This window comes from Amycolatopsis antarctica (assembly GCF_002262875.1).
Lineage (GTDB): Bacteria > Actinomycetota > Actinomycetes > Mycobacteriales > Pseudonocardiaceae > Amycolatopsis > Amycolatopsis antarctica.
On sequence record NZ_NKYE01000010.1, the window covers coordinates 153,227 to 175,345 of the forward strand.

General features: G+C 71.2%; 18 protein-coding genes and 1 pseudogene. 7 read left to right on the forward strand and 12 right to left on the reverse strand.

The features are described 5' to 3' along the window. Window positions 1–7 precede the first annotated feature (7 nt). Window positions 8–1,921, reverse strand: a complete 1,914-nt coding sequence (locus tag CFN78_RS17590) for a S9 family peptidase (RefSeq protein ID WP_094863910.1) — start codon at window positions 1,919–1,921, stop codon at window positions 8–10. Between the two features lie 459 nt (window positions 1,922–2,380). On the opposite strand from CFN78_RS17590, the gene CFN78_RS17595 reads away from it, so the two are divergent. Then, window positions 2,381–3,424 carry a DNA polymerase IV gene (locus CFN78_RS17595; RefSeq protein WP_094863911.1) on the forward strand — a complete coding sequence of 348 codons (1,044 nt, stop codon included), beginning with the start codon at window positions 2,381–2,383 and terminating at the stop codon, window positions 3,422–3,424. 620 nt (window positions 3,425–4,044) lie between these two features. Beyond that, window positions 4,045–4,902, forward strand: a complete 858-nt coding sequence (locus CFN78_RS17600; RefSeq protein WP_094863912.1) for an SAM-dependent methyltransferase — start codon at window positions 4,045–4,047, stop codon at window positions 4,900–4,902. Between the two features lie 87 nt (window positions 4,903–4,989). Here CFN78_RS17600 and CFN78_RS29190 read toward each other — a convergent pair whose 3' ends face one another. Further along, complete coding sequence (locus CFN78_RS29190) at window positions 4,990–5,508, reverse strand: STAS domain-containing protein (RefSeq protein ID WP_165777594.1); 519 nt, start codon at window positions 5,506–5,508, stop codon at window positions 4,990–4,992. 339 nt (window positions 5,509–5,847) lie between these two features. Here CFN78_RS29190 and CFN78_RS17610 point away from each other — a divergent pair, with 339 nt between their 5' ends. Further along, complete coding sequence (locus CFN78_RS17610; protein WP_094863913.1) at window positions 5,848–6,510, forward strand: winged helix-turn-helix transcriptional regulator; 663 nt, start codon at window positions 5,848–5,850, stop codon at window positions 6,508–6,510. Window positions 6,511–6,579: 69 nt separating this feature from the next. Here the strand turns inward: CFN78_RS17610 and CFN78_RS17615 are convergent, their stop codons facing one another. The 4 genes and pseudogenes from CFN78_RS17615 to CFN78_RS17630 all read right to left on the reverse strand — a co-directional run bounded on the left by CFN78_RS17615 (window position 6,580) and on the right by CFN78_RS17630 (window position 10,552). Continuing rightward, window positions 6,580–7,539 carry a chitinase gene (locus CFN78_RS17615; protein WP_110495009.1) on the reverse strand — a complete coding sequence of 320 codons (960 nt, stop codon included), beginning with the start codon at window positions 7,537–7,539 and terminating at the stop codon, window positions 6,580–6,582. Between the two features lie 34 nt (window positions 7,540–7,573). Beyond that, window positions 7,574–8,362: pseudogene (locus CFN78_RS17620) on the reverse strand (glycoside hydrolase family 16 protein); the annotation flags it as partial. Window positions 8,363–8,802: 440 nt separating this feature from the next. Next, a complete protein-coding gene (locus tag CFN78_RS17625) occupies window positions 8,803–9,801 on the reverse strand; it encodes a glycoside hydrolase family 26 protein (RefSeq protein ID WP_094864002.1) in 999 nt (332 codons plus the stop codon). Between the two features lie 157 nt (window positions 9,802–9,958). Next, window positions 9,959–10,552, reverse strand: a complete 594-nt coding sequence (locus CFN78_RS17630; protein WP_094864003.1) for a TetR/AcrR family transcriptional regulator — start codon at window positions 10,550–10,552, stop codon at window positions 9,959–9,961. 58 nt (window positions 10,553–10,610) lie between these two features. On the opposite strand from CFN78_RS17630, the gene CFN78_RS17635 reads away from it, so the two are divergent. Continuing rightward, window positions 10,611–11,018, forward strand: a complete 408-nt coding sequence (locus CFN78_RS17635; protein WP_094863915.1) for a DnaJ family domain-containing protein — start codon at window positions 10,611–10,613, stop codon at window positions 11,016–11,018. A 52-nt stretch (window positions 11,019–11,070) separates the two neighbouring features. On the opposite strand, the gene CFN78_RS17640 is transcribed toward CFN78_RS17635, so the two are convergent. From CFN78_RS17640 to CFN78_RS17660, 5 genes are all read right to left on the reverse strand, one after another. Then, window positions 11,071–11,868, reverse strand: coding sequence for an ABC transporter ATP-binding protein (locus CFN78_RS17640; RefSeq protein ID WP_094863916.1), 798 nt, complete (start codon window positions 11,866–11,868; stop codon window positions 11,071–11,073). After that, window positions 11,865–12,899, reverse strand: coding sequence for a FecCD family ABC transporter permease (locus CFN78_RS17645; protein ID WP_094863917.1), 1,035 nt, complete (start codon window positions 12,897–12,899; stop codon window positions 11,865–11,867). The genes CFN78_RS17640 and CFN78_RS17645 overlap by 4 nt, the downstream gene beginning before the upstream one ends. Next, window positions 12,896–13,918, reverse strand: a complete 1,023-nt coding sequence (locus tag CFN78_RS17650) for a FecCD family ABC transporter permease (RefSeq protein WP_094863918.1) — start codon at window positions 13,916–13,918, stop codon at window positions 12,896–12,898. The genes CFN78_RS17645 and CFN78_RS17650 overlap by 4 nt, the downstream gene beginning before the upstream one ends. Then, on the reverse strand, window positions 13,915–14,946 hold the full coding sequence (locus CFN78_RS17655) for an iron-siderophore ABC transporter substrate-binding protein (protein ID WP_094863919.1): 1,032 nt from the start codon (window positions 14,944–14,946) through the stop codon (window positions 13,915–13,917). Before CFN78_RS17655 ends, CFN78_RS17650 begins: the two co-directional genes overlap by 4 nt. A gap of 290 nt (window positions 14,947–15,236) precedes the next feature. Beyond that, the gene (locus CFN78_RS17660) at window positions 15,237–16,004 is read right to left on the reverse strand and encodes a helix-turn-helix domain-containing protein (protein WP_094863920.1); all 768 of its coding nucleotides are present in this window, start codon (window positions 16,002–16,004) and stop codon (window positions 15,237–15,239) included. A 110-nt stretch (window positions 16,005–16,114) separates the two neighbouring features. Between CFN78_RS17660 and CFN78_RS17665 the strand changes: the two genes are divergently transcribed. After that, the gene (locus tag CFN78_RS17665; RefSeq protein ID WP_094863921.1) at window positions 16,115–16,951 is read left to right on the forward strand and encodes an SAM-dependent methyltransferase; all 837 of its coding nucleotides are present in this window, start codon (window positions 16,115–16,117) and stop codon (window positions 16,949–16,951) included. Between the two features lie 107 nt (window positions 16,952–17,058). Here the strand turns inward: CFN78_RS17665 and CFN78_RS17670 are convergent, their stop codons facing one another. Further along, entirely contained in the window at window positions 17,059–18,015 is a 957-nt protein-coding gene (locus CFN78_RS17670; protein ID WP_094863922.1) for an IniB N-terminal domain-containing protein, read from the reverse strand. A gap of 319 nt (window positions 18,016–18,334) precedes the next feature. Here CFN78_RS17670 and CFN78_RS17675 point away from each other — a divergent pair, with 319 nt between their 5' ends. Together CFN78_RS17675 and CFN78_RS17680 are read left to right on the forward strand one after the other, a co-directional pair. After that, window positions 18,335–19,525 (forward strand): Hsp70 family protein, encoded by a 1,191-nt coding sequence (locus CFN78_RS17675; protein ID WP_094863923.1) that lies wholly within the window; start codon window positions 18,335–18,337, stop codon window positions 19,523–19,525. Further along, a complete protein-coding gene (locus tag CFN78_RS17680) occupies window positions 19,522–22,053 on the forward strand; it encodes a helix-turn-helix transcriptional regulator (RefSeq protein WP_240519518.1) in 2,532 nt (843 codons plus the stop codon). The genes CFN78_RS17675 and CFN78_RS17680 overlap by 4 nt, the downstream gene beginning before the upstream one ends. Window positions 22,054–22,119: the final 66 nt, after the last annotated feature.

Genomic DNA, 22,119 nt, shown 5'->3' on the forward strand with positions numbered 1-22,119 from the left:
CCGGTCGTCACGAACGGGCGGCCGACGACTCGCCCCGGTGTTCGCCGACGCCCAGATGCCTGCCGAGGAAGCGCTCGGCACCGCGGAACATGGCGATCAGGTTCTCCGGGTTCGCGAACATGTGGCCCTCGTCGTCGAAGACGACGTACTCGACCTCCACCTGGCGCGCGCGCAGGGCTTCGACGAGGTTGTCCGACTCCGCCTGCACCACCCGGACGTCGTTGGCTCCCTGGAACACCATCAGCGGTGTGGTGATCTGGTCCACCCGGGTGATCGGCGACCGGGCGAGCATGTCGGCTTCCTGCTCGGGGACATCCGGATCGCCGACGAACTGGTGCCAGTTGTTGGTCAACTGCGACCGGGCGAACGACGGAACCGTCCGCATGAAGTTCGCCAGGTCGGAGACGCCGACGTAGTCGATCGCCGCGGCGAAGACGTCCGGGGTGAAGGTGACGCCGACCAGGGTGGCGTAACCGCCGTAGGAGCCGCCGAAGATGGCGACCCGCTCGCGGTCCGCGTAGCCCTGTTCGACGGCCCAGTCCACGGCGTCGATCAGGTCGTCGTGCATTTTCCCGGCGAACTCGCCGATCGCGGCCCTGGTGTGTGCCTTGCCGAACCCGCTGGAGCCACGGAAGTTGACCTGCAGCACCGCGTAGCCACGGTTGGCCAGCAACTGCGCAGGCGCGTTGAAGCCCCAACTGTCCCGGCTCCACGGCCCGCCGTGCACCATCAGCACCATCGGCAGGCCTGAAGGCTCGATGCCGACCGGCAGCGTCAGGTAGGACGGCAGTTCTAACCCGTCGCGCGCGGTGATGGTGACCGGTGTCATCGGTGCCATCACCTCGGGGTCGAGGTGCGGGTACGGGCGGAACAGCAACCTGCTCTCCCCGGTGGCGTGGTCGTAGAAGTAGGTGACGCCCGGATCGCGGTCGTGGGTGAAGGTGACGATCCAGCGCTGTTCGTTCTCGTCGGAGGAGATGGCGCCGACGTCACCGTCGGACAGGGTCTGCAGCTTCGCCAGCACCGCGGCGAAGTGCGCGTCCAGCGGCTGGATCACCTGCCGCTGCCCGAGGTAACGGACACCGAGCAGTTCTCCCGTTTTCCTGCTCCGGATCAGCGGCGAGGGCAAGGTGGAAAAGACCAGGGCACGCGCGTCGATGTCGAAGGACGGGTGGCTGTCGACCTCGGTCTCCCGGCCGGTTCTCAGGTCGAGCCGGACCAACCGGGTCCGGTCGGTGCCACGGTTGGAACCGAGCCACACGCCGGTGCCGTCCGGGGTCAGTTCGATCGGGTGGATGCCCAGCGGATAGTCCTTGCCGTCGAACACCGCGATCCGGCTCGGGGTTGCGGTCGCAGCGTCCCAGCGGGACAGTTCCATGTCGCCGTCGGAATTCTGGGTGTGGGCGAACAGTTCGTCGTCGCTGCCGTACAGCCATCCGTTGACCTGGCCGGGATTCTCGGCCAGCATCGTGATCTCGCCGGTGGCGATGTCGAGTTCGAGCAGGTCGAACTCGTCGATATTGCGGTTGTTGATCTGCAGGATCGCCGTCCCGGGCCGGCCGATGGGAAGGTCGTACCGGGTGACGGTCGCTCCGGGGAAGGGCGTCAGGTCCACCACAGGGGCGTCCGGATCGTCCAGGTCCACCCGGTACAGGTGCCAGTTCTCGTCGCCGTCACCATCCTGGGTGTAGAGCAGCCAGCGCGGGTCGTCGGTCCATCGGTAACCGGCCACGCCGCGGTTCTCGTCGGCGGTCACGCACCGTGCGTCGTCGATCGAGTCGACACTGCCCACCCACACGTTCAGCCGGTTCTTCCACGGCGCGAGGTAGGCGATCATGGTGCCGTCGGGCGAGATCTCGGCGCGGGCACGCTCCGGTGCCTCGAAGAACTCCTCGACCGAGATGGGTTCGGGCAATGCCATTGTCCGCTCCTTTCGCTGGCCGGCACCGTTCGGCGCCGGGAGGGTCGTGAACCGGACCCGAGAAGAAGCAGACACGTGGCCGCTGCGGCACACTCAAGCTCATGTGACTCGCGCCACCGCGCGGCGAGGCTTTCCGCCGGAAAGATCACCCATCGTCGGCTCGTGACTTGACCCTGCCGCTACGGCACGGTGTGTACTTGGCGAGCGGCCGTGAGGCGCGGCCGGATCTCCCCTTCCGAGCACCACACTCGGCGTGGAGTCCTCAGTGGACCGCCAGGCTCTTCCGACTCGGCGGGTGCCTCCGGCAGGTCCGCGGCGGCCGTCTCGGTGGACGCCCCGGCGGGTGGCGGGCGCCCCCACCTCCGGCAGCACGTCGCGGCGGGTCCTGCCGGGGCGGTCCTCGGCAGTTCGGCGAGTCTCCGAGGCGCCCGCTGTTCGTCGCGGCGGCATACTGATCGGGTGTCCACCACGTCCGCCGCGGGCTGGGTGCTGCACGTCGACCTCGACCAGTTCGTCGCCGCGGTCGAGGTGGCAAGGCACCCCGAACTGCGCGGCCTCCCCGTGGTCGTCGGCGGGGCCGGCGACCCGGCTCAGCGCGCCGTCGTGGCCACCGCCTCCTACGAGGCACGCGAGTTCGGCGTCCACTCCGGAATGCCGCTGCGGACGGCGGCGAAACGCTGTCCCGACGCGGTGTTCCTGCCCGCCGATAACGCCGCCTACGAGGAGGTGTCCGCGCGCGTCATGGACGTTCTGCGGGGGCTGCCCGTCGTCGTCGAGGTAGCCGGTTGGGACGAGGCTTTCCTCGGCGCCGACACCGACGATCCGGAAGCACTGGCTGTTCGGATCCGCCGGCTCGTCACCGAGCAGACCGGACTGTCCTGCTCGATCGGCATCGGGGACAACAAGCTGCGCGCCAAACTCGCCACCGGCTTCGCCAAGCCCGCCGGGGTGTACCGGCTGACCGCGGCCAACTGGGTGGAGGTCATGGCCACCCGGGAAACCGGCTCCTTGTGGGGAATCGGACCCAAAACGGCCCGGAAGCTCGCGGCCGAGGGCTTGCACACCGTCGCCGAACTCGCGGCCGCCGACCCCGCCGAGCTCGCCGCCCGGTTCGGTCCGACGATGGGCCCCTGGTACCGCGTGCTCGCCCACGGCTACGGGGACACCGAGGTCGTCGGCACCGCCTACGTTCCACGTTCGCGCAGCCGGGAAACGACGTTCCAGCAGGACGTGAGCGAACGGGCCGAACTGGACCGGCAGGTCGCGCTGCTGGCCCGGCGCGTGGCCCGGGACGTGGCCGAGGAGGGCAGGGCCGTCGTCCGCGTCGCGGTGAAAGTACGCTTCCGGCCGTTCCTCACCCGCACCCGCAGCGTCACGCTCGCGGCCGCCACCATCGACGGGGTCGAACTCGAACGGGCGGCGCTGGCCGTGCTGGACCGCTTCGACCTCGACCGGCCGGTACGCCTGCTGGGCGTTCGGGCGGAGTTCGCGCCGGCGGAGTAGGTACGGCCTCGGAACATGCGGTGCGGCTTCGGAGCGGGCCGGCGTGACCGGGCGGGTGGCTGACGGTCAGGCCTCGGGAGCGGCGGCGAAACCAAAGCCACCAACCTGACCAGCCTCCGCCGACGACACCACCGCAACCCCGCACATCACCACCCCACCGGGGCGCGTCACCGCAGTCGGCCGGAAACCCTTTGCCCGCCGGACAACGACGGCGCACCGGCACCGTTCTGCCACGTCACCGGAGCACCACCAATCGCGCCGAAACGCGATCGTCGCGCGGGGCCACCACCGGACCATGCCCACGCGCGAGGTCCGCCGATGGGCCGAGTGCGGTCCACTCGGTCGCCGAGCACGGGCGAGCTCGACCGGCCCCTTCCCGGCACCGGCAGACTCGTCCACCGATCCTGGCGACACCGAGCTCCCCACCCGGCCGGTAGGTCCATCCGCTGTGGTGGCCTGCCGGTTCCGTCGTCATCCGCCAAAGCGTATGATGAATGTGACCGAGCGTGACAATGGCACGTCGACAGGTCGCGGCCAGCCTCGCGGACACCATGGCAGGTCGCGACCGTCGCGCGTTACCCTTGAGTGGGAGCGCAACCGTGGGGCAGAGGGAGCCGAGCATGACCGAGGGCAACGACACCGCACCCGATGCACCCCCCGGCGTCGATGTCGACAATCCCTCCGCCGCCCGGGTCTACGACTGGTATCTCGGCGGCACCCAGAACTGGGCCGTGGACCGCGAGTTCGGCCGCCGGATGGAAGCCTTCTGGCCGCACGCCAAGCACGGCTCGCGGCACAACCGGCAGTTCATGAACCGCGCGGTACGTGCCGCGCTCGACGCGGGCATCCGGCAGTTCATCGACCTCGGTTCCGGTGTGCCCACCGTCGGCAACGTGCACGAGGTCGTCCGCGAGCACCTGGATCCCGGCGAGCACGCCGCGGTGATCTACGTCGACTACGAGGCCGTCGCCGCTGCACACGCCCGCGTCATCCTGGAACGCGAGGAGGCCACCGAGTGGGCCGCGCTCGTACAGGAGGACATGCGAAACTCGAAGGCGATCCTGGAACACCCCGAGACCCAACGGCTGATCGACTTCGACCAGCCCGTGTGCGTACTGATGCTCGCCGTCCTGCACTTCGTCGGCCCGGACGACAACCCGTCCGCCCTCATCCACTCCTACATCGACCCCCTGCGCCCCGGAAGCTGGCTCGCGCTCTCGCACATGACCGTGCCGGACGACCCCGAGGAAGCAGCCGGCGTGGCACGCTTCGCCGAGCACTACAAGTCGACGAGCAATCCGGTATGGCTGCGTGAACGCGAGGAGATCACCTCCTGGTTCGACGGCTGGAACCTGCTCGAACCCGGCATCACCCACCAGGCCGACTGGCGGCCCGAGGTCGACTCATCGACCCTGCCGCCGCGGGAACTGGCCGCGAAGCCGTATGCCTGGTGCGGCGTCGCCGAAAAGCCGGCCTGAGCCGGCCCGCTCTCGCCACAGCTGTACGCCGAGAGCGTCCACAACGGACAGTCCACCAGAGACCCAGGCGATCGGGTTCGCCTGGGTTCAGCGCACGGTCGGGCAGGTCTCGCCGTGCCACCAGCGCATCCGCCGGCCGGCCGGCCGGGGCGCGACACGCAGGGCCGTGGCGACGTCACCATGACAGTCGAGGCGCGAAGCCGCACCGGTGAGCTCCAGTGCCCGCTCGACACACCTCGGCCCGGTCACCACCCGCAAGTCCACCTCACCGGCCGAGGCCCGCAGCAGTGCGGCGTCGAGCACGCGCACCCCGGCCAGCCCCAGGAAGGTGACCTGGGACAGATCGACCACGACGGTGCGCGCCGCACAGACGAGACGGGGCCACAGCAGGGCGCGCAGTGCGGGAGCGGTGAGGACGTCGAGCTCGCCGGCGACATGCACGACGACCGCGGCGGTTCCGCGGCCAGGGCGGGTCACCGTCAGGCTGAGTGAGCCGCACCGGACCGGCACGGCGGGGCGGCATCCCAGCGCTCTTGGTTCACCCCGGTCCCGGGGAGTCGATCCGGCCGGTACCGGACCGGCGTCGTGCTGGGGGGTAGCGGGCACGTAGGGCCTTCCTGAGTCGAGGCGTCCACCGGCGCGGCGGCCTCGCGGGCCGCGGGTCCGGCCGGGCGGCGGGACCACACCGGCCTGGTGGCCGGGCCTTCGCGGTCCGGCCGAGGACGGGCAGTGCGCGGGCTGGGGACTCAACCGCGTCGCAGGAATGTTTGTAGCAAAGAAAAGGGCCGTCTGTACAGAACGACTTGTGCGACGGCGTGGTGCGGACCACGAGTCATCACCCGCACGGGCTCCGCATCCCCGGTACACGACCACATCGACTAGAGGTCCTGAATCAGTACCATTCGATGTCTTTGAGCGACAACGAGGTGCGGGTACCGTGACCCTGTGCCAGGAATCCGACACTACGACGACCCGTGCGGGGTCGCCCGCGCACTCGACCTCGTCGGCGAGCGCTGGGCGTTGCTGGTGGTGCGGGAACTGCTGCTCGGCCCCAAACGTTTCACCGACCTGCGGGCCGGACTGCCCGCCGCGGGTCAGAACGTGCTCTCCCAGCGCCTTCGCGGCCTGGAGGACGCCGGGGTGGTCCACCGCCGCAGGCTCGGCCCGCCCGCGAGCGCATGGGTCTACGAACTGACCGCCCACGGCCGCGAACTCGAACCAACGCTGTTCCACCTGGCGCGCTGGGGCAGCCGCACACCGATGACCTCGGCGTCCCCGCTGGGCACCGACGCGCTGATGCTCGCCCTGCGGACGACTTTCGACGCGAACGCCGCCGCCGGAATCGAGGGAGTGTTCACCCTCCGACTGGACGAGGACACCTTCCGGGCGACCGTGGCCACCGAGGGCCTCACCCTGGACCGCGGGGCCGCCGAGACGCCGACGGGCACGGTTGAGTGCTCGGCCGAGACGTTCCGGTCATTGGTGTTCGGCGGGCGGCGGTTGTCCGAGGCGACCCGGGACGAGGGGGTCCGCGTCACCGGCGACCGGCGGGCGGTGAAGCGCTTCCTGGGCCTGTTCCCCCGGCCGACGCCGGCCACCTCGCCGTGATCGCACCGTGCCGGGTGCGGACGGGGGGCGGGACCGGGCCTGTCCGGATCCCGCCCCCCGTCACGCAGCTCAGCCCTGGAACTGGGCCAGCAGCCCGGTGAACTCCCATTCCTGCTGGGGAATCCCCGAGCAGGAGTCCGCACCGCCACCGGCGCACGGACGGTCCCGGTTCACCGACCAGTAGGCCAGCCTGCCGAGATGGTTGGCATTGGCGTAGTCCACAATGGACTGGAAGTCGCCCTGGTTCACCACCTCGCCGACGTCGGTGTTGCCGTTCATCGACGAGATCCCGCTGTGCCGGTAGGCATCCTCGTCGCTGTAGCCGTACGCGTTCTTGACGGCGTTCTTGAGGCCGTCGGTGGCGCGGACGGTGAGCTCACCCATGTTCTGCCCGTTGCCGCCGAAGTTGAACGGCATGATCGTCCACGCGTCGACGGTCAGCCCGGACGACGCCGCGGCGTCGATCATCCGGGTGTCCGGGCCGTCCTGCCCGGTGCCGAAGGTGACGTACACCTTCAGCTCCGGGTTGGCCTCCTTCACCTGCTTCAGCGCGTCCACCGTGCGCTGGCGCACCGCGTCGTCCTCGTACGCATCGCCCTCGATGTCGATGTCGATCGCCGAGAGCCCGTAGGCGTCGATCACCTTCTGATACGCGCCGGCCAGCGCCTCCGGGCTGGTGCAGGTGATCTCCAGCTTGTTCCCGCTCCAGCCGCCGAACGAGGGCACCACGTCGCCGCCCGCGCCACGGATGGCGTCGATGGTTCCCTGGTCGACCCCGCCGGTCAGCGGCCGCGAGCCGTCCCACTGCGGGTCGCAGTCGCCGTTGCTGAGCACGAAGGCGAGTGTGAACGTCGACGTGCCAGTGGCCTCCATGACGGTGACCGGGTCCGGCGGGTCGCCCCAGCCGTTGTAGAGGTACGGCGCGTACGCGGGTGACGCCGCCTCGGGGGCCACGTCGGCACTCGCCGCGGGCGACGCGGCCGCCAGCATCGCCGCCCCGGCCAGCACGGCCGCGGTCTTCCGGAACATCCCTTTTCTCCGTTCGATCTCGTGCACGCGATCAGCTCACGCGGACGTAGTCGACGACGAGCTGCTGCGGGAACTGCGTGCTGTCGTCGGGATCGCCGGGCCAGTAGCCGCCCACGGCGAGGTTGAGGATCAGATAGAACTGGTGGTCGAAGGCCCACCGCCCCGGCACGTCGGCCGGGGTCTTGGTGCTGAACTCCTGCCCGTCGACGGACCAGGTGATCTTCTCGGGTGACCAGTCGACGGCGAAGGTGTGGAAGTCGTCGGTGAAGGCCTGCCCGTCGGGCAGGGTGTAGGAGTTGCCGACGCCGCCCTCACCGGAGTAGCCGGGACCGTGCAGGGTGCCGTGGACGGTGCCCGGCTCGAAGCCGACGTTCTCCATCACGTCGATCTCGCCGCACTCCGGCCAGCCGACGCTGCCGATGTCCTCACCGAGCATCCAGAACGCGGGCCACATGCCCTGTCCGGTGGGGACCTTGATCCGGGCCTCCACCCGTCCGGAGGAGGTGGTGAACTTGCCCGCGGTGGTCAGCCGCGCCGAGGTGTACTCGCAGGGGCCGTACCAGCAGGTCTGGCCGATGTTCTCCTTCTTCGCGGTGATCACGAGGTTGCCGTTGCCGTCCAGCGCCGCGTTGTCCGTGCCGGAGGTGTACCACTGGCGCTCGTGGTTGTTCACGTTGTCGCCGGTTTCCAGGTTCCATTTGCCGCCGTCGACGGCCGCACCGGCGGGACCGTCGAAGTTGTCCTCGAACGCCGCCGCCGGGGCGGGTGCCGCGGAGTCGGCGGCGGGCGCGGCGAACGCCGCCGCACCGGTGGAGGCGGCCATGATCGCTACCGATGCCAGGATCGTCGCGGTACGTGCCCGCCCGAGCCGTCGTGACGCAGTTGCCTTCACATCAGTTCCCTTCCTCGGTCTTCCTCGAACCCACTGGTCTGTGCTGGTCCTCCGGTGAAGAAGCGACAGGAACGCGTAGTGCCGACATCGTTGTCGTCCGCTCGGCGGAGACGCCGGGGCGCTCTGGCGAGTGGACGACCCTTGTGACGGAAGGTCACCGTGGTACTACCGACCGATCCTGCTCCTCGATTCTTGGGCCGGTGAGGTCCGGACGGGAACCAGACTTTCGTGGTAAAGAAGCGCCATCGGCCGATCTGTCCTGTCCTCGCCCCGAATCGGACAACCCACACAGGGGGCCCGGTGCCGCGTCCGGGCACGGCGAAGCCGCGCCGGCGTGTTTCGGCTGCCGGCGCGGAGTGCGGACGACGCGGTCAGTCCCCGCGATCCAGCTCGTCGAGCACGAGAACCCGGTCGTCCCAATATGTCCGCTGTAGTTCGGCGGGCTCGGTGGTGTCGAGGTACTCCGCCCAGACCATGAAGTACGTCCACAGCGGCTGGGCGTCCAGCGTCTCCGGCCGCGGGACCCTGCCCACCTCACCGAGCGCGATCGGCCTGTCCCCGGCGACGGCGCGCATGGCCTCGTAGTCCTCTGTGGACGGTTCGTCCTTGGCCCAGATGTCCAGCGAGGCCACGTCGACGAGCTCGTCGCCGGGCCAGTAATCGCCGATCGAGCCGATCTCGACGTCCTTGACGTTCCAGTTCCAGATCAGGTTGTCCAGGCCCTGCCGGCCGGTCAGGTAATCGTGGGTGATCCGGTACAGCCCGGCGCTGCCCTCCGGTCCCGGCCTGCCACCCCACCAGGACCAGCCCTCGTTCATCTCGTGCAGGGGCCGCCACAGCACCTGGACCCCGGCGTCCCGTAGCTCCCGCAGGTAAGGGACGGCCTCGTCGAGCCTGGCCTTCCACGCCTGGTTGAGCGGACTGCCGTCGGTCATCAGCTCGCCCCACTGCTCCTCGGACAGCGAGCTCGTCACGCCGTCCTCCCAGGTACACGAGGTCCCCTGGGTGGGCGGGCAGACGTGCCAGGTCAGGGTGACGACGGCGCCGTTCGCCCACTCGTTCACGGCCTGATCGACCATCGTCGGCCGGTTGTCGACGTCGTCCTGGGCGAAGAGGAAGTCGCCTCCCCACAGTCCGGGGTGGTCACCGGTGATCTCGTGCACCCGGCGCGTCCACCGGGCCGGGTCCGAATTCGGCTCCTTGTTGTGCTGGCCGGCGATGGTGCCGGTGCCCGAAATGGACCGCAGGTAGTCGAGGGTGCCGGTGACGGAGGGGTCCCCCGCGGTGGCGGGTGCCGTGCCCGCGGCCAGCGTCGCGGCCGTGGCCAGCGCGGTGACGACAACGGCGGCCGGAGGTCGGCGTCGGGACATGCGGCGCTCCTTCGAAGGGGACGGCACCGCGAACTGTAGGGCGCGGCCCGTCCCACCGGTGCCGCCGTCGGGGCCATCTCCGCCACCCGTCAGGAGCAGCCGGGGGAACACGGAAAGTGTTGTCGTGACGGCGATACGCCGACCCGGCGACCGGTGCCTAGAGCGCGGCGAGCCGGTCGAGCGCCGCACCCAGGACCTCGGTGGCGGCGGCCGGGCCGAGGTACCCGGACACGACGTAGGCGGACAGTCCCGTCGCCAGCGCGAGCAGCGCGGTGGCCTCCCGCTCCGGGGCGCGATCACCGCCGGCCAGGCCGTCCCGCCGGGCCTCGGCGATCAGGCCGGTGAGTTCCGGATGCAGCTCGTCCGGGCCCGCGGCGTGTGGCTGGGCGGCGAGATCGGGCTCGGTGAGGGCGAGCGCGGCGTAGGCGGCGTGCACGGTGTACAGCTCGGTGCTCGCCTCGTCGTAGGGCACGAGTTCGGCGAGCATGGCGCGCATACGGGCCACCGGTGCGGACTCGGCGTCGATCCGGGCGCGCAGCCGTGCGGCGCCGCGGGCGCGCACGTACAGCAGTCCGCCGTGCAGCAGGCTTTCCTTCGTGGGGAAGTAGTACTGCACCAGGTTCACCGAGACACCCGCCTCGACGGCGACCTCCCGGAACCCGACCGCGTGCAGTCCGCGCACCCGGGCACAGCGCACCAGCGCCGCGGCCAGCTCCGTCCGGCGCTGATCGTGGTCCACCCGCTTCGGCATCGACACCCTCCGAGTTTTATCGTACCGTCGTACGACGAAACGAGTCCGGGAGGCGACGATGACGGACCGCAAACCCCTCGGCATGTCCGTCGAGAGTTGGGTGGAACGGCAGATTCTCGCCGCGCAGGAGCGCGGTGAACTCGACGACCTGCCCGGCAGCGGCAAGCCCCTCCCCCAGCGCCCGGCGGGCGAGCTGGACTGGATCGCGCAGAAGGTACGCAGCGAGAACCTGGACACGACACCGCTGCTGCCGCCCGCGCTGGCGCTCGCCAAGGAGCTCGACGAGCTACCGCGCACCCTCGCCGGCGAACGGGCCGAGCGCCGGGTCCGGGAGATCGTCACCGACCTGAACGAACGGATCCGTTACGCACAGCGGAACCCGCAGGTCGGCCCACCGCTGCGCGCGGTCCCGGTCGACCCGGAGGAAACCGTGCGAGCCTGGCGGCAGGCCCGATCCGAAGCCTGACCGTCCGTCCACATCAGACCACCGGCGGAACACCGCCCACCGCTGTGCGCCCTCACCCCCGGGCCACGCCCAGCGGCAGCATCAGCGGGGCTCCCGAGGTCGGGTCGGTGATGACCCGGCTCTCCAGGCCGAACACCGCCCGCACCGTGTCCTCGGTCAGCACCTCGGCGGGTTCACCCGCGGAGTGGACGCGTCCGTCCGCGAGGGCGACCAGCCGGTGTGCGTAGCGTGCCGCGAGATTGAGATCGTGCAGGACCATGACGATGGTCGTGCCGCGTTCCCGGTTGAGTTCGGCGAGCAGTTCGAGGACCTCGATCTGGTGGCTCACGTCGAGGAAGGTCGTCGGCTCGTCCAGCAGCAGCAGGTCCGTGGTCTGCGCGAGGGCCATCGCGATCCACACCCGCTGCCGCTGACCGCCGGAGAGTTCGTCGATCGTCCGCTCGGCGAGGTCCGCGATCCGCGCCGCGTCCAGTGCGGCCGCGACCGCACGGTCGTCCTCGACACTCCAGCGGGAGAAAACGCTGTGGTAGGGATGGCGTCCGCGTCCGACCAGATCGCCGACGGTGATGCCGTCCGGGGCCAGCGGGGACTGGGGCAGCAGCCCCAGGGTTCTCGCCAGTTCCCGGGCGGGCAGCCGGTGGATGTCCTTGCCGTCGAGCAGAACGCGTCCCTCGCGCGGGGTCAGCAACCTGGACAGCGAGCGCAGCAGGGTCGACTTCCCGCAGGCGTTCGCACCGACGACCGCGGTGATCCGCCCCGGCAGGACATCGAGGTCGAGCGAGTCGACGACGATGTGGTCCTTGTAGCCGAGCCGGAGGTTCTCGGCGATCAGGTGGTGGTCCGTGGTCACAGCGAATCTCCTGCCCGATTGCTACGAATGATCAGGTAGATCAGGTACGGGGCACCCAGCACGCCGGTGATCACGCCGACCGGGAAACGGGAGCTGAACGCGAACTGGCCGCACAGGTCGGCGACGAGCACGAGCAGCGAGCCGACGAGTGCCGAGGGGATCAGCAGGGATCCGTTCGGGCCGACGATCCTGGCCGCGATCGGTCCGGAGAGGAAGGCGACGAACGCGATCGGCCCGGCCGCGGCGGTGGCGAAGGAGGTCAGCCCGACGGCCGCGACGATGACCGTGAGCCGGGTGCGCTCCACCCGCACGCCGAGCGCCGAGGCGGAATCGTCGCCGAGTCGCATGGCCGCGAGGTTGCCGACCTGCCCCAGCAGCACCGGGCCGAGCAGCGCCACGGCTCCCAGCAGCGGGACGGCCTCGGCCCAGGAGGCGCCGTTGAGGCTGCCCGCCAGCCAGCGCGAGGCCTCCTGCCGGTCCCATTCGGCCGCCCGGGAGATCACGTAGGAGGTGACGCTGTCGAGCATGGCGGTGACGCCGACGCCGATCAGGATCAGCCGGGTGCCCGCGACACCGTTGCGGAAGGAGAGCAGGTAGATGACCAGCGCGACCGTAAGCCCCGCGGCGATCGCGATGATCGACACCGTCACACCGCCCGCGGACAGCACCACGATCGCGAACGCGGCGGCGGCACTCGCCCCGGAGCTGATGCCGATGATGTCGGGGCTGGCCAGTGGATTGCGCAGCATCGTCTGGAAGGTGACTCCGGCCAGTCCGAAACACAGGCCGGCCAGCACCGCCACCACGGCGCGGGGCAGCCGCAGCCGGCCGACGGTGAACGAGGCACCGGGCGGATCGTGGCCGAGCACGACCTCCAGCACCTCCTGCGGCGAGTAGAAGGTCTTCCCGATCATCAATGTCAGGGCGAAGATCACCGCGTTCGACACGAGCAACCCGGCGATCACGGCTCGGCGTCTGCGGGCCCGCCGGGCCCGGCCGCCCGCGACGGCGTCGAGGGTCGCCACACTCACAGTTCACGCACCTTCTGCCGGCGGACGACGTAGATGAAGAACGGGGCGCCGATCACCGCGGTGATGATGCCGACGGCGATCTCGCCCGGGCTGGCGACGACCCGGCCGGCGATGTCGGCCGCGGTCAGCAGGCACGCGCCCGCCACCGCGGAGAACGGCAGCAGCCACCGGTGATCGACTCCGGCCAGCAGCCGGCACAGATGCGGCACGACGAGACCGACGAAGGCGATCGGCCCGGCCGCGGCGGTGGCGGCGCCGCACAACAGCACCGATCCCAGGGCCGCGGCGGCACGCGCGATCGCGACACGTTCCCCCAGCCCCGCGGCGAGATCGTCGCCCAGTGCCAGGGAGTTGAGGCTGCGCGCGGAGAGCAGGCTGACGGCGAACCCGACGGCCAGGAACGGCAGCACGTGCCCGATGGCGTCGAAGGTGGCGCCTCCGACGCCGCCGATCTGCCAGGAACGCGCGTTTCCGGAGATGTCGTTGCGCGGCAGCACGACCGCGCTGACGAAGGAGGACAGCGCGGCCGAGGTTGCTGCTCCGGCGAGCGCGAGTTTCAGCGGGGTGCTGCCGCCCCTGCCCATCGAGCCGAGCGTGTAGACGAGCACCGCGGCGACCCCCGCGCCACCGATCGCGGCCCAGGTGTAGCTGGTGGCGTCGGCGAGGCCGAACCAGGCGATCCCGGCGACCACGGCGAGCGAGGCGCCCATGTTCACGCCGAGCACTCCCGGGTCGGCCAGTGGATTGCGGGTCACTCCCTGCATCACCCCACCCGCGACCCCGAGCGCCGCGCCGACCAGCACGGCCAGCAGGGTGCGCGGAACGCGCTTCGCGACCGCGGCCTGGCCGACGTTGTCGGTCGCCCCGTCGAGCGCGGCGAGGACGTCCGCCCAGGCGACGTCCCGGGACCCCACCGTCACCGAGACGACGAGGAGGACGACCAGCAGCGCCGAGACCGCGAGCAACCACGGCAGACGGGTCCGGCTCCGGCGCGCGGCGACGGTCTCGGTTGTGGTCACCGTTTCTTGTCGGCGGCGTCGGCGAGCATCGACACGTAGTCGTCGAGCACCCACGAGATCGCCAGCGGGGTGGGGTTCGCGGCTGTCCCCACCGGACTGCTGCCGGGCAGCGAGACGATGGAACCGTTGGCCACGGCCGGAATCTGCGACAACAGGGGGTCCTGGCGGAGCAGGTTCGACAGTTCCTCGCCGCCGTAGGTGACGATGATGTCCACATCGGCGAAGGTGTCGGCACGCTCGGCGCTGATGGTCCGCGAGAACTGGTCCGTCTCCGCCGAGGCGCGCTCGATGCTCCCGGGGGTGGCCAGTCCGAGGTCGCCGAAGAACAGGCTCCGGGTGTCGTGCGAGGTGTAGAAGCTGACCTCGCTCAGATCGGTCGCGTCGACGTGGGTGAGGAACATCGTCGACTTCCCGCGCAGTTGCGGCTTCCGCGCGACCGCGTCCGCCATCTGCCGTTCGAGGTCGGAGACGAGCGCCCTGCCCTGCTCGGCCATACCGAGGGCCTGGCTGTTGAGCTCGATCATCTCCCGCCACGGCGTCGCCCACGGCGCTTCCGGGAAGGCCACGACCGGGGCGATCTCGCTCAGGGTCTCGTAGGCCTCCTTGGTCAGCCCCGAGTACGCGGCCAGGATGACGTCCGGATTGGTGTCGGCGACGGCCTCGAAGTCGATCCCGTCGGTCTCGTCGAACAGCACCGGCGTCCCGGCCCCGAGCTGGTTCAGCTTCTCCTCGACCCAGGGCAGCACTCCGTCGCCGTCGTCGTCGCCGAAGTTGGCCGCCGCCATTCCCACCGGCACGACCCCGAGCGCCAGCGGCACCTCGTGGTTCGCCCAGTTCACCGTGGCGACCCGCTCCGGCTTCTTGGGGATCGTCGTCGTGCCGAGCACGTGCTCGATGGTGACCGGGAACTGCTCCGAAGATCCGGCGGGCGCGGCGGGCCCGGGCTCGGCGGGGGCCGCACAGGCGGTGAGCCCGAGTATGGCGACCGACACAGCGGCGGCCGCGGTGCGAAGACGGGGTGTACGCATGGGGGCGAACTCAACTTTCGGGGAACGGTCGACGACGGCGACCCGGCACCGTGCTCCGGGCGGCGGTGACCGGTCGGCAGGGACTCCGCGATGGCGTGAACGATAAGGCTAGGCTTGCCTAAGCAAGGTAAACGACGGTCGCGATTGGCGCAATCGAGCAATTCAGACTGTCGATGTCGCACTTCGGACAGCGGCTCGCCCGTCGCCGGCGGCGACCAGGTGGCCTGAGCGCGGTGCGGTGACCCGGGCGGATGCGCTCGGGACGTCGTCGTCGGATGGCGCCGCGGGGTTCAGCGGTGCCGGAAGGAGCCCGGAGTGAGCCCGGTGACTCGCCGGAAGGCGGCCCCGAAGGCGCTGACCGAGGCGTAGCCGGTGGCGGCCGCGACCTCCTCCGGGGAGGACCCCGCCACCAGCAGTTCCACCGCGCGATGCGCCCGCAGGGTGCCCACCCAGCCGCTGAATCCCAGACCGGTCTCGGCCAGGAAGGCGCGCGAGATCGTCCGGGTGCTGGCACCGAGCGCGCGTGACCACTCGGCCAGGGTCCGCTGGTCTCCCGGATCCTGCCGCAACGCGTCCACCACCGGGCGCAGCAGTTCCGCCTTCGGGGCGTGCACCACCAGCGCATGCGGCGACGGCGCGAGCACGTCGAGCACCATCGACTCGGTGACCCCGCGCGAGGCGGAGGTGAGCGTGGTGTCGCGCAGGCGCTCCAGCAGCAGGCCGAGCAGAGGGGTGATCTTCACCGCCACCGGCTCGTCGGCCAGCGCCGGTGCGTCGCGGACGTCGAACTGCGCGGCCCGGTACCAGGTCCCCGCGCGGGCCAGCCCGGCGTGCAGTACGCCTGCCGGGATCCACAGGCCGACCATCGGCGTGATGGTCCAGGTGCGCGGGCCGATGCTGGCAGTCGACGTACCGCGCTCGTTCCAGAGCAACTCGTGCGTGGGATGGGAGTGCTCGCCCCACCGGGTGTCGTCCGCGACCAGCTCGTCCATGTCCGCGATCACGTACGGAACGTCGACCGAACCAGCCGGGTAGACCGGAAGCGTCCGTTCCTGCATCCGGCGATCGTAGCCACGCCCGGCACCGGTGGGACCGTCCGTTTACCCCCGGGCCCCTTGGCACTACGGTGTGTGGGGTTCTCGCCACGAAGATGTTCTGTGAGGTAACCATGCCCGGCGCGTCGCCGATGTCGTCCCCCAGCCAGATCCCCGTCGGTGTGGATCCCAGCCGGCCCAGTATCGCCAGGGTCTACGACGCCTTCCTCGGCGGCAAGGACAACTACGAGGTCGACCGGGAGATGCAGCGCAAGGTGCTGAGCGCGGTGCCGGAGGCCGCGGTGATCGCACTCGGGAACCGCCGGTTCCTGAACCGCGCGCTGCGGTTTCTCGCCACGCAGACCGACGTCAACCAGTTCATCGACTGCGGTTCGGGCCTGCCCACCGCGGAGAACACCCACCAGATCGTGCAGCGCACCAATCGTGAGGCGAAGGTCGTCTACGTCGACAACGACCCGGTGGTCCTCGCGCACGGCCGCGCGCTGCTGGTGGAGAACGAGAACACGCACCTCATCGAGGCCGACATCTTCCGGCCGAGGGCGGTGCTCGACGACGAGACGGTCCGCAGGCACATCGACTTCACCGAGCCGGTCGCGCTGATCCAGAACGGCACCTTCCACCACCTGGAGGGCGACGGCGGTCCGGCGCTGATGCGGGAGTACATCGACGCTCTGCCGCCCGGTTCCTACGTCGTCTTCTCGCACTTCCTGGACCCGGAGATCCCGGAGCTGACCGAACTGGGCAAGCGCATCGAGCAGGTACTGGTCAAGTCGCCGATGGGTGCGGGCAGGTTCCGCACCCGCGCGCAGATCACCGAGATGCTCCCCGGCCTGGAACTGGTACCCCCGGGGCTCTCGGTGGCCGACGAATGGTGGTCGGACGGCCCCGCGCTGAAGCCCGTCGCGCCTGCGGCCCGCTGCATCGCCGGAGCCGTCGGCCGCAAACCCTGATCAGGGGGCTCGGCCCGGCGTGGTGACACCGCCGGCCGACTGGACGAAAAAAACCGGGAGGGCGCGTGCTGAGCACGCGCCCTCCCGGCTCTGTCACGGGGTGAGGATCACTCGCCGCCGATGTCGTTGCCGTTGCCGATGCCGCCCTCGGCGATGCCGCCGAGGTCGATGCCGCCGAGGTCCACGTCACCGAGGTTGATGTCGCCGACCTGGCCGACGTTGCTGATCACGTCGGAGACGTTGCCGCTGTCCTGAATGACGCCGCTGACCGTGGTGGTGACCGGGTTGTCGGCGATGACCTCGTTGAGGTTGTCGGTGACGTGGCCGGTCAGGTCGCCGGTGCCGGAGACGTCGCCGATGGCGCCGGTGACGTTGCCGGTGAGGTCGCCGACCGTGTCGGTCAGGTTGCCCGCCACGTCGCCGCCGGAGATGCTGCCGGTCAGGTCGCCGATCGTGTTCTGCAGGTCGCCGGTCAGGCCCTCGACACTGCCCATGAGGTCGCCCGCGCCGGAGACGTCGCCGAGACCGCCGGTCACGTTGCCGGTGAGGTCGCCGACCGTGTCGGTCAGGTTGTCGGTGACGTCGCCGCCGGTGAGGTCGCCACCGGTGATGCTGCCGGTGAGGTCGCCGACGGTGTCGGTGATGTTGTTCTCGCCGTCGTTGCCGATGCCGGTGACGCTGTCGATCGTGCCGGACAGGTCACCCGCGGTGCCCAGGTTTCCGGTGAGGTCCTCGGTGACGGCCGCGAGACCGGCGGAGACCGCGTTGTTCTCCAGGTTGCCCGCCAGGTCGCCGACCGCGCCGAGCTGCTGGGTGAAGTCCTGGAGCTGGCCGACCGGGCCGGCGTCGAGGGCCCCGGTAAGGTCGGCCTGGCCCGTGCCCTGTCCCAGGCCATCGGCCGAGGCGAAGTCGAGCACCAGCGGCATGACTTCCTGCACGTCCAGCGCGCTGACGTCGTCGAGACCGGCCGCACCCAGGGCACCCTCGGGGTCGGCGTCGAACGCCGAGCGGGCGCCCGGGTCGTTCATCAGGTTGAGGACGAAGTCCTGAAGCGTCTGGGCCATGAAAGTTCTCCTGTGGATCGTCGAGAAGGGATGCCGGGCGCTCGGCCCGGTGCATGTGGATCACGTTATGGACGCCGATCCCCCAGCACATCGGGGCCGGGTCCGGGTTCCCCGGCGAACTCACGATTAGGGGATAACCCACCGACCCGATAGGGGGTTAGGGGCGACCTAGAGTCACGTTCTGGCGCTTTTCTTCGCCTAGTTGAGACGAGGAGCGATCCGAACGGGCGACGGCTACGGATCCCCTACGAGAACAGTCGAGGACTGTCGCGGCCACCGACCCGTCAGCCTTCCCGACCCCGCAGGAGGACGTCGCCGCATGCCGTACACGGTCGGAGTCGACGTCGGTTCCCGTCGTGTCACCGTGGCGACCTGCACGCTGCGCGAGGACACCGCCGACCGGGCCGAGGTCGTCCCGCTCGGCGATCACACCGCCTCGGTACCCGGGGCGCTGTACCTCGACGACGAGGGGTATGTCCTGTTCGGCGACGGGGCGCGGGAGGCGGGTTCGGCCGATCCCGCCAGGTTGATCAGCGGTTTCCACGAGCGGATCGGCGACGACGTACCCATCCACATCGCCGGGGAGACCTTCGCCGCCCAGTCGCTCAGCGCCGTGGTGGTGGCCTGGGGCGCGGGCCAGGTCGCCACCCAGCGCGGGGAGCAACCGGAACGGATCGCCGTCACCCACCCCGGCTGCTGGGGGCCCTACCGCAGACGTCTCCTGCGGGCCGCGCTGGACGCCGAGGGGCTGCGCGACATCGTGCTGGTACCGGTGCCGGTCGCCGTCCTGCACGAGCACACCCGGGCGGGCGGGCCCGCCACGGCAGGCATGCTCGCGGCCGTCCTCGAGGCGCGACCGGAGCAGGTGACGCCTGCCCTGCTGCACCGGTCCACGGCCGGCTGGGAACCGCTGGCCTGCGGCGACCCGGCCGCGCCGGGCATCGTCACGGGTGCGCAGGCCGAGGACGGCGCGGACGGCGGCCCGGCGGAGCGGGCGGAGGCCTGCCTCGACGAACTGCGCGCGCTGGGCAGGCAGGTGCCGGCGTCCACCCAGCGACTCGGCGGCATCGCCGTGCACGGCCCCGCGGTGACCCCCGAACTGCTGGAACGGCTGCGCGGATCGCTGCCCTGCCGTCCGGTGGCGCTGCCCGACCCCGAGATCACGGCGGCCTGCGGCGCGGCGTCGGTGGCGGCGAGCGAGATCCTGCTGCACGCCGACTCCACCGCGGCCGCGGTGACGACCGTGCTGCCGCGCACCGGCACGGAGGACATGGCGGAACCGGTGCCGAGCCGTCCGATACGGCCGCCGCTGCGGATCGACGCACCGGTGATCACCGTCGCCCGTCCGGTGCGCGCCCCCGAGCGGCGACGGCCGGGCACGCTCGCCTCGGCCTTGGTCGCCCTGGTCACGCTGATGACGATGCTGATGCTGCGCGGAGATCTCGCGACGGCGGACGCCCGTCCGTTCTGCCGTCCGGCGGACGGCCAGACCTCGGGGAGCACGTGTTGATCACGGCGAGAACCGACCGCACGGCCCCGCTCGGCGGGACGGAGCAGGCCGGGCTGCTCGAAGCGCTCACGGCCGAACCGGGCGCACCGCTGCGGCTCGCCGTGCTCGCCCCGGCCGGCCACGGCAAGTCCACCCTGCTCCGCGCCGTACGGGAACGCTGGCCCGAGGCCACCGGCGATGTCGACGCCGCCACGGCCGGTGCCCCCTTGGTGGTCGACGACGCCCACCTCGCCACTCCGGAGCGGATCGCGGCGATCGGGGCGCTGCTCGAACAGGGTGCCCCCCGGGTGGTACTCGCCGCCCGGCCGTGGCCGTGCCCGCCCGCCCTGTCCGCGGTGCTGGCCACGCTGACCGACCCGAGACCGGTGCTCACCCTGCCCGCGCTGACGGTGCAGCGGACGGCACGCTTCGCCGCCGCGATCACCGGTGCCGCACCGTCCGCCACCACGGCCCGCTTCCTGCACACCTGCACCGGCGGGGTCCCCCGCTTCCTGGAGCGGGTGCTCGCCCCGGCGGACGCCGAGGGGATCGAGCGGATGGCCGCCCAGCGCCGGATACCGCGCGAAGCCGTCGAACCGTTCCGTGCCGACCTGGACGGGCTGGACGAGCGCGTGGCCAGGCTGCTGATCGCCGCCGACGCCGGTGCGGGCAACGATCTCGTGCTGCTCGGCGAGGTCCTCGACGCCGATCGGGACACCCTCGCCGAACTCGTCGAGAGTGCGCGGGCGGCGGCGCTGCTGAGACCTGACGGCACCGTGGCACCGGTGGTCGGGCTGGCGATCCGGGCGCTCGGCCCGGTGGATCGCCGGGCGGGCACCGTGCAGCGACTGGTCGAGGCGCTCGGGCGCGCGGGGAAACCGGTGCTGGGGGCGGCCAGCACGCTGCTCGGCTCGGGCGCCGGAGGTACCGGCGTCGCGTCCGCGTTCGAGTGTGCCGCCCGTGAGGCCGTAGATTCCGACCCGGCACTGGCCACCAGACTGTTCGGCGCCGCGGCGGACGCGGGCCGTCCGGTGACCTCGATGGCGCCGGGCTGGGCGCGGGCGGCGGCGCTGGCGGGTGACCTGGACACGGCGTTGCGGCTGAGCGACGCACTGCTCGGTGACCGGGATCCGGAGCTGCGCGCCGAGGGTGCAGGCATCTCGGCCACCGTGCTCGCGCACCGGGGCGAACTCGCCCGCAGCGCGGAACTCTTCCAGTGGTCCGGTATCGGTGGGGCGCGGGCGTTCGCCGCCGTCGGGCTGGCGGGCACCGGCCGTCCGGAGGCGGCCCGTTCCCTGCTCGCGTCCCCCGGTGAACCGGCGATGCCGACCCTGCTCGCCGGTGCCGCGCAGCGGATGGCGGAAGGCGTCGCCGACTCCCTCACCGGGGCGCCTGCCACCGCGCTGCCCCCGCTCACCAGCGCCGCGGCGATGCTGGAACCCGCGGGTGCCACGACGTTGATGCCGGACAGCCCGGCGGCGCTGGCCGCGCTGGCCGCGCTGCACGCCGGGCAGCTCACCCTCGCCGATTCGGTGCTGACCCGTGCCGTGGGCAACGGGGCGGGCGGACGTCTGCTCGCCGGGCGGCACCGGCTGCTGCGCGCCTGGGTGGCGATGACCCGGGGCGAACTGCCGGACGCGGCGGCGATCGTGCGCGAGGTCGCGGACGGCGGCCGGACGCTGGAACCGCGCGACGAACTGTTCCGCCGTGCGCTGGAGGTCGGGCTCGCCCGGCGGAGCAGCGACATCGCCGGAATGCGCCGTGTCTGGCAACAGGCCTACGAGGCCCTGATGCGCCACCAGGTGGACCTGTTCATGCTGCTGCCGCTCGGCGAGCTGATGATCGCGGCGGCGCGACTCGGCGAACATGATTCGCTGGACCGGCACGCCGCGCAGGCGTCCGAACTGCTGAGCACCCTCGGCGACCCTCCATTGTGGACTCCAATGGTCTCGTGGAGCCGGTTGCAGGCAGCGGTCACCACACAGGACGGCGATCAGGCTGGCGTACAGGCGGAGACCCTGGGGCGGTTCGCCGGGCTGAGCCCGTTCACCACGGCGCTGGCCGAGGCGGCGGCGAGCTGGCACGCGGTGCTCGCCGGTTCGCCGGACGCCGAGCAGGTCTGCGCGGCCGCGGGACAACTGCACGAGCTCGGCCTGCGCTGGGACGCCGCGCGCCTGGCCGGGCAGGCCGCGATCCGTACCTCGGACCGTGCGGCGATGGTGATGCTGCTGGACGCCGCGCGGCGGTTCCACGGCGTCGCCCGGCAGCCACGGCAGGTGCCCTCCGGCGAGGATCCCGGCCCGGAACCGGCGCAGCAGCAGACGGGGGTCGCCGATGCCAGCGCGCTGAGCGACCGGGAACAGGAGGTCGCCGCGCTCGTGCTGGATGGCATGACCTACAAGCAGGTCGGTGCGCGGCTGTTCATCTCGGCGAAGACCGTCGAGCACCACATGGCCCGGATGCGCGGAAAGTTGGGCGCGGCCAACCGGCGTGAGCTACTGGGCATGCTGCGCGAGCTGCTCGGCGAGAACGCCCGCCCCACGGCCTGAACCGCCGTTCCCACCGCTCCCCCGCCGAGGCTGGCCAACCAGTCGCGGTACGCGGGCGGGCTAGCC

Excerpts from the sequence above, each read along its gene's own strand:
- CFN78_RS17590 (WP_094863910.1), bottom strand. The coding sequence starts at position 1,921 with ATGGCATTGCCCGAACCCATCTCGGTCGAGGAGTTCTTCGAGGCACCG.
- CFN78_RS17600 (WP_094863912.1), top strand. The coding sequence starts at position 4,045 with ATGACCGAGGGCAACGACACCGCACCCGATGCACCCCCCGGCGTCGAT.
- CFN78_RS17615 (WP_110495009.1), bottom strand. The coding sequence starts at position 7,539 with ATGTTCCGGAAGACCGCGGCCGTGCTGGCCGGGGCGGCGATGCTGGCG.
- CFN78_RS17625 (WP_094864002.1), bottom strand. The coding sequence starts at position 9,801 with ATGTCCCGACGCCGACCTCCGGCCGCCGTTGTCGTCACCGCGCTGGCC.
- CFN78_RS17630 (WP_094864003.1), bottom strand. The coding sequence starts at position 10,552 with ATGCCGAAGCGGGTGGACCACGATCAGCGCCGGACGGAGCTGGCCGCG.
- CFN78_RS17635 (WP_094863915.1), top strand. The coding sequence starts at position 10,611 with ATGACGGACCGCAAACCCCTCGGCATGTCCGTCGAGAGTTGGGTGGAA.
- CFN78_RS17655 (WP_094863919.1), bottom strand. The coding sequence starts at position 14,946 with ATGCGTACACCCCGTCTTCGCACCGCGGCCGCCGCTGTGTCGGTCGCC.
- CFN78_RS17660 (WP_094863920.1), bottom strand. The coding sequence starts at position 16,004 with ATGCAGGAACGGACGCTTCCGGTCTACCCGGCTGGTTCGGTCGACGTT.
- CFN78_RS17665 (WP_094863921.1), top strand. The coding sequence starts at position 16,115 with ATGCCCGGCGCGTCGCCGATGTCGTCCCCCAGCCAGATCCCCGTCGGT.
- CFN78_RS17670 (WP_094863922.1), bottom strand. The coding sequence starts at position 18,015 with ATGGCCCAGACGCTTCAGGACTTCGTCCTCAACCTGATGAACGACCCG.
- CFN78_RS17675 (WP_094863923.1), top strand. The coding sequence starts at position 18,335 with ATGCCGTACACGGTCGGAGTCGACGTCGGTTCCCGTCGTGTCACCGTG.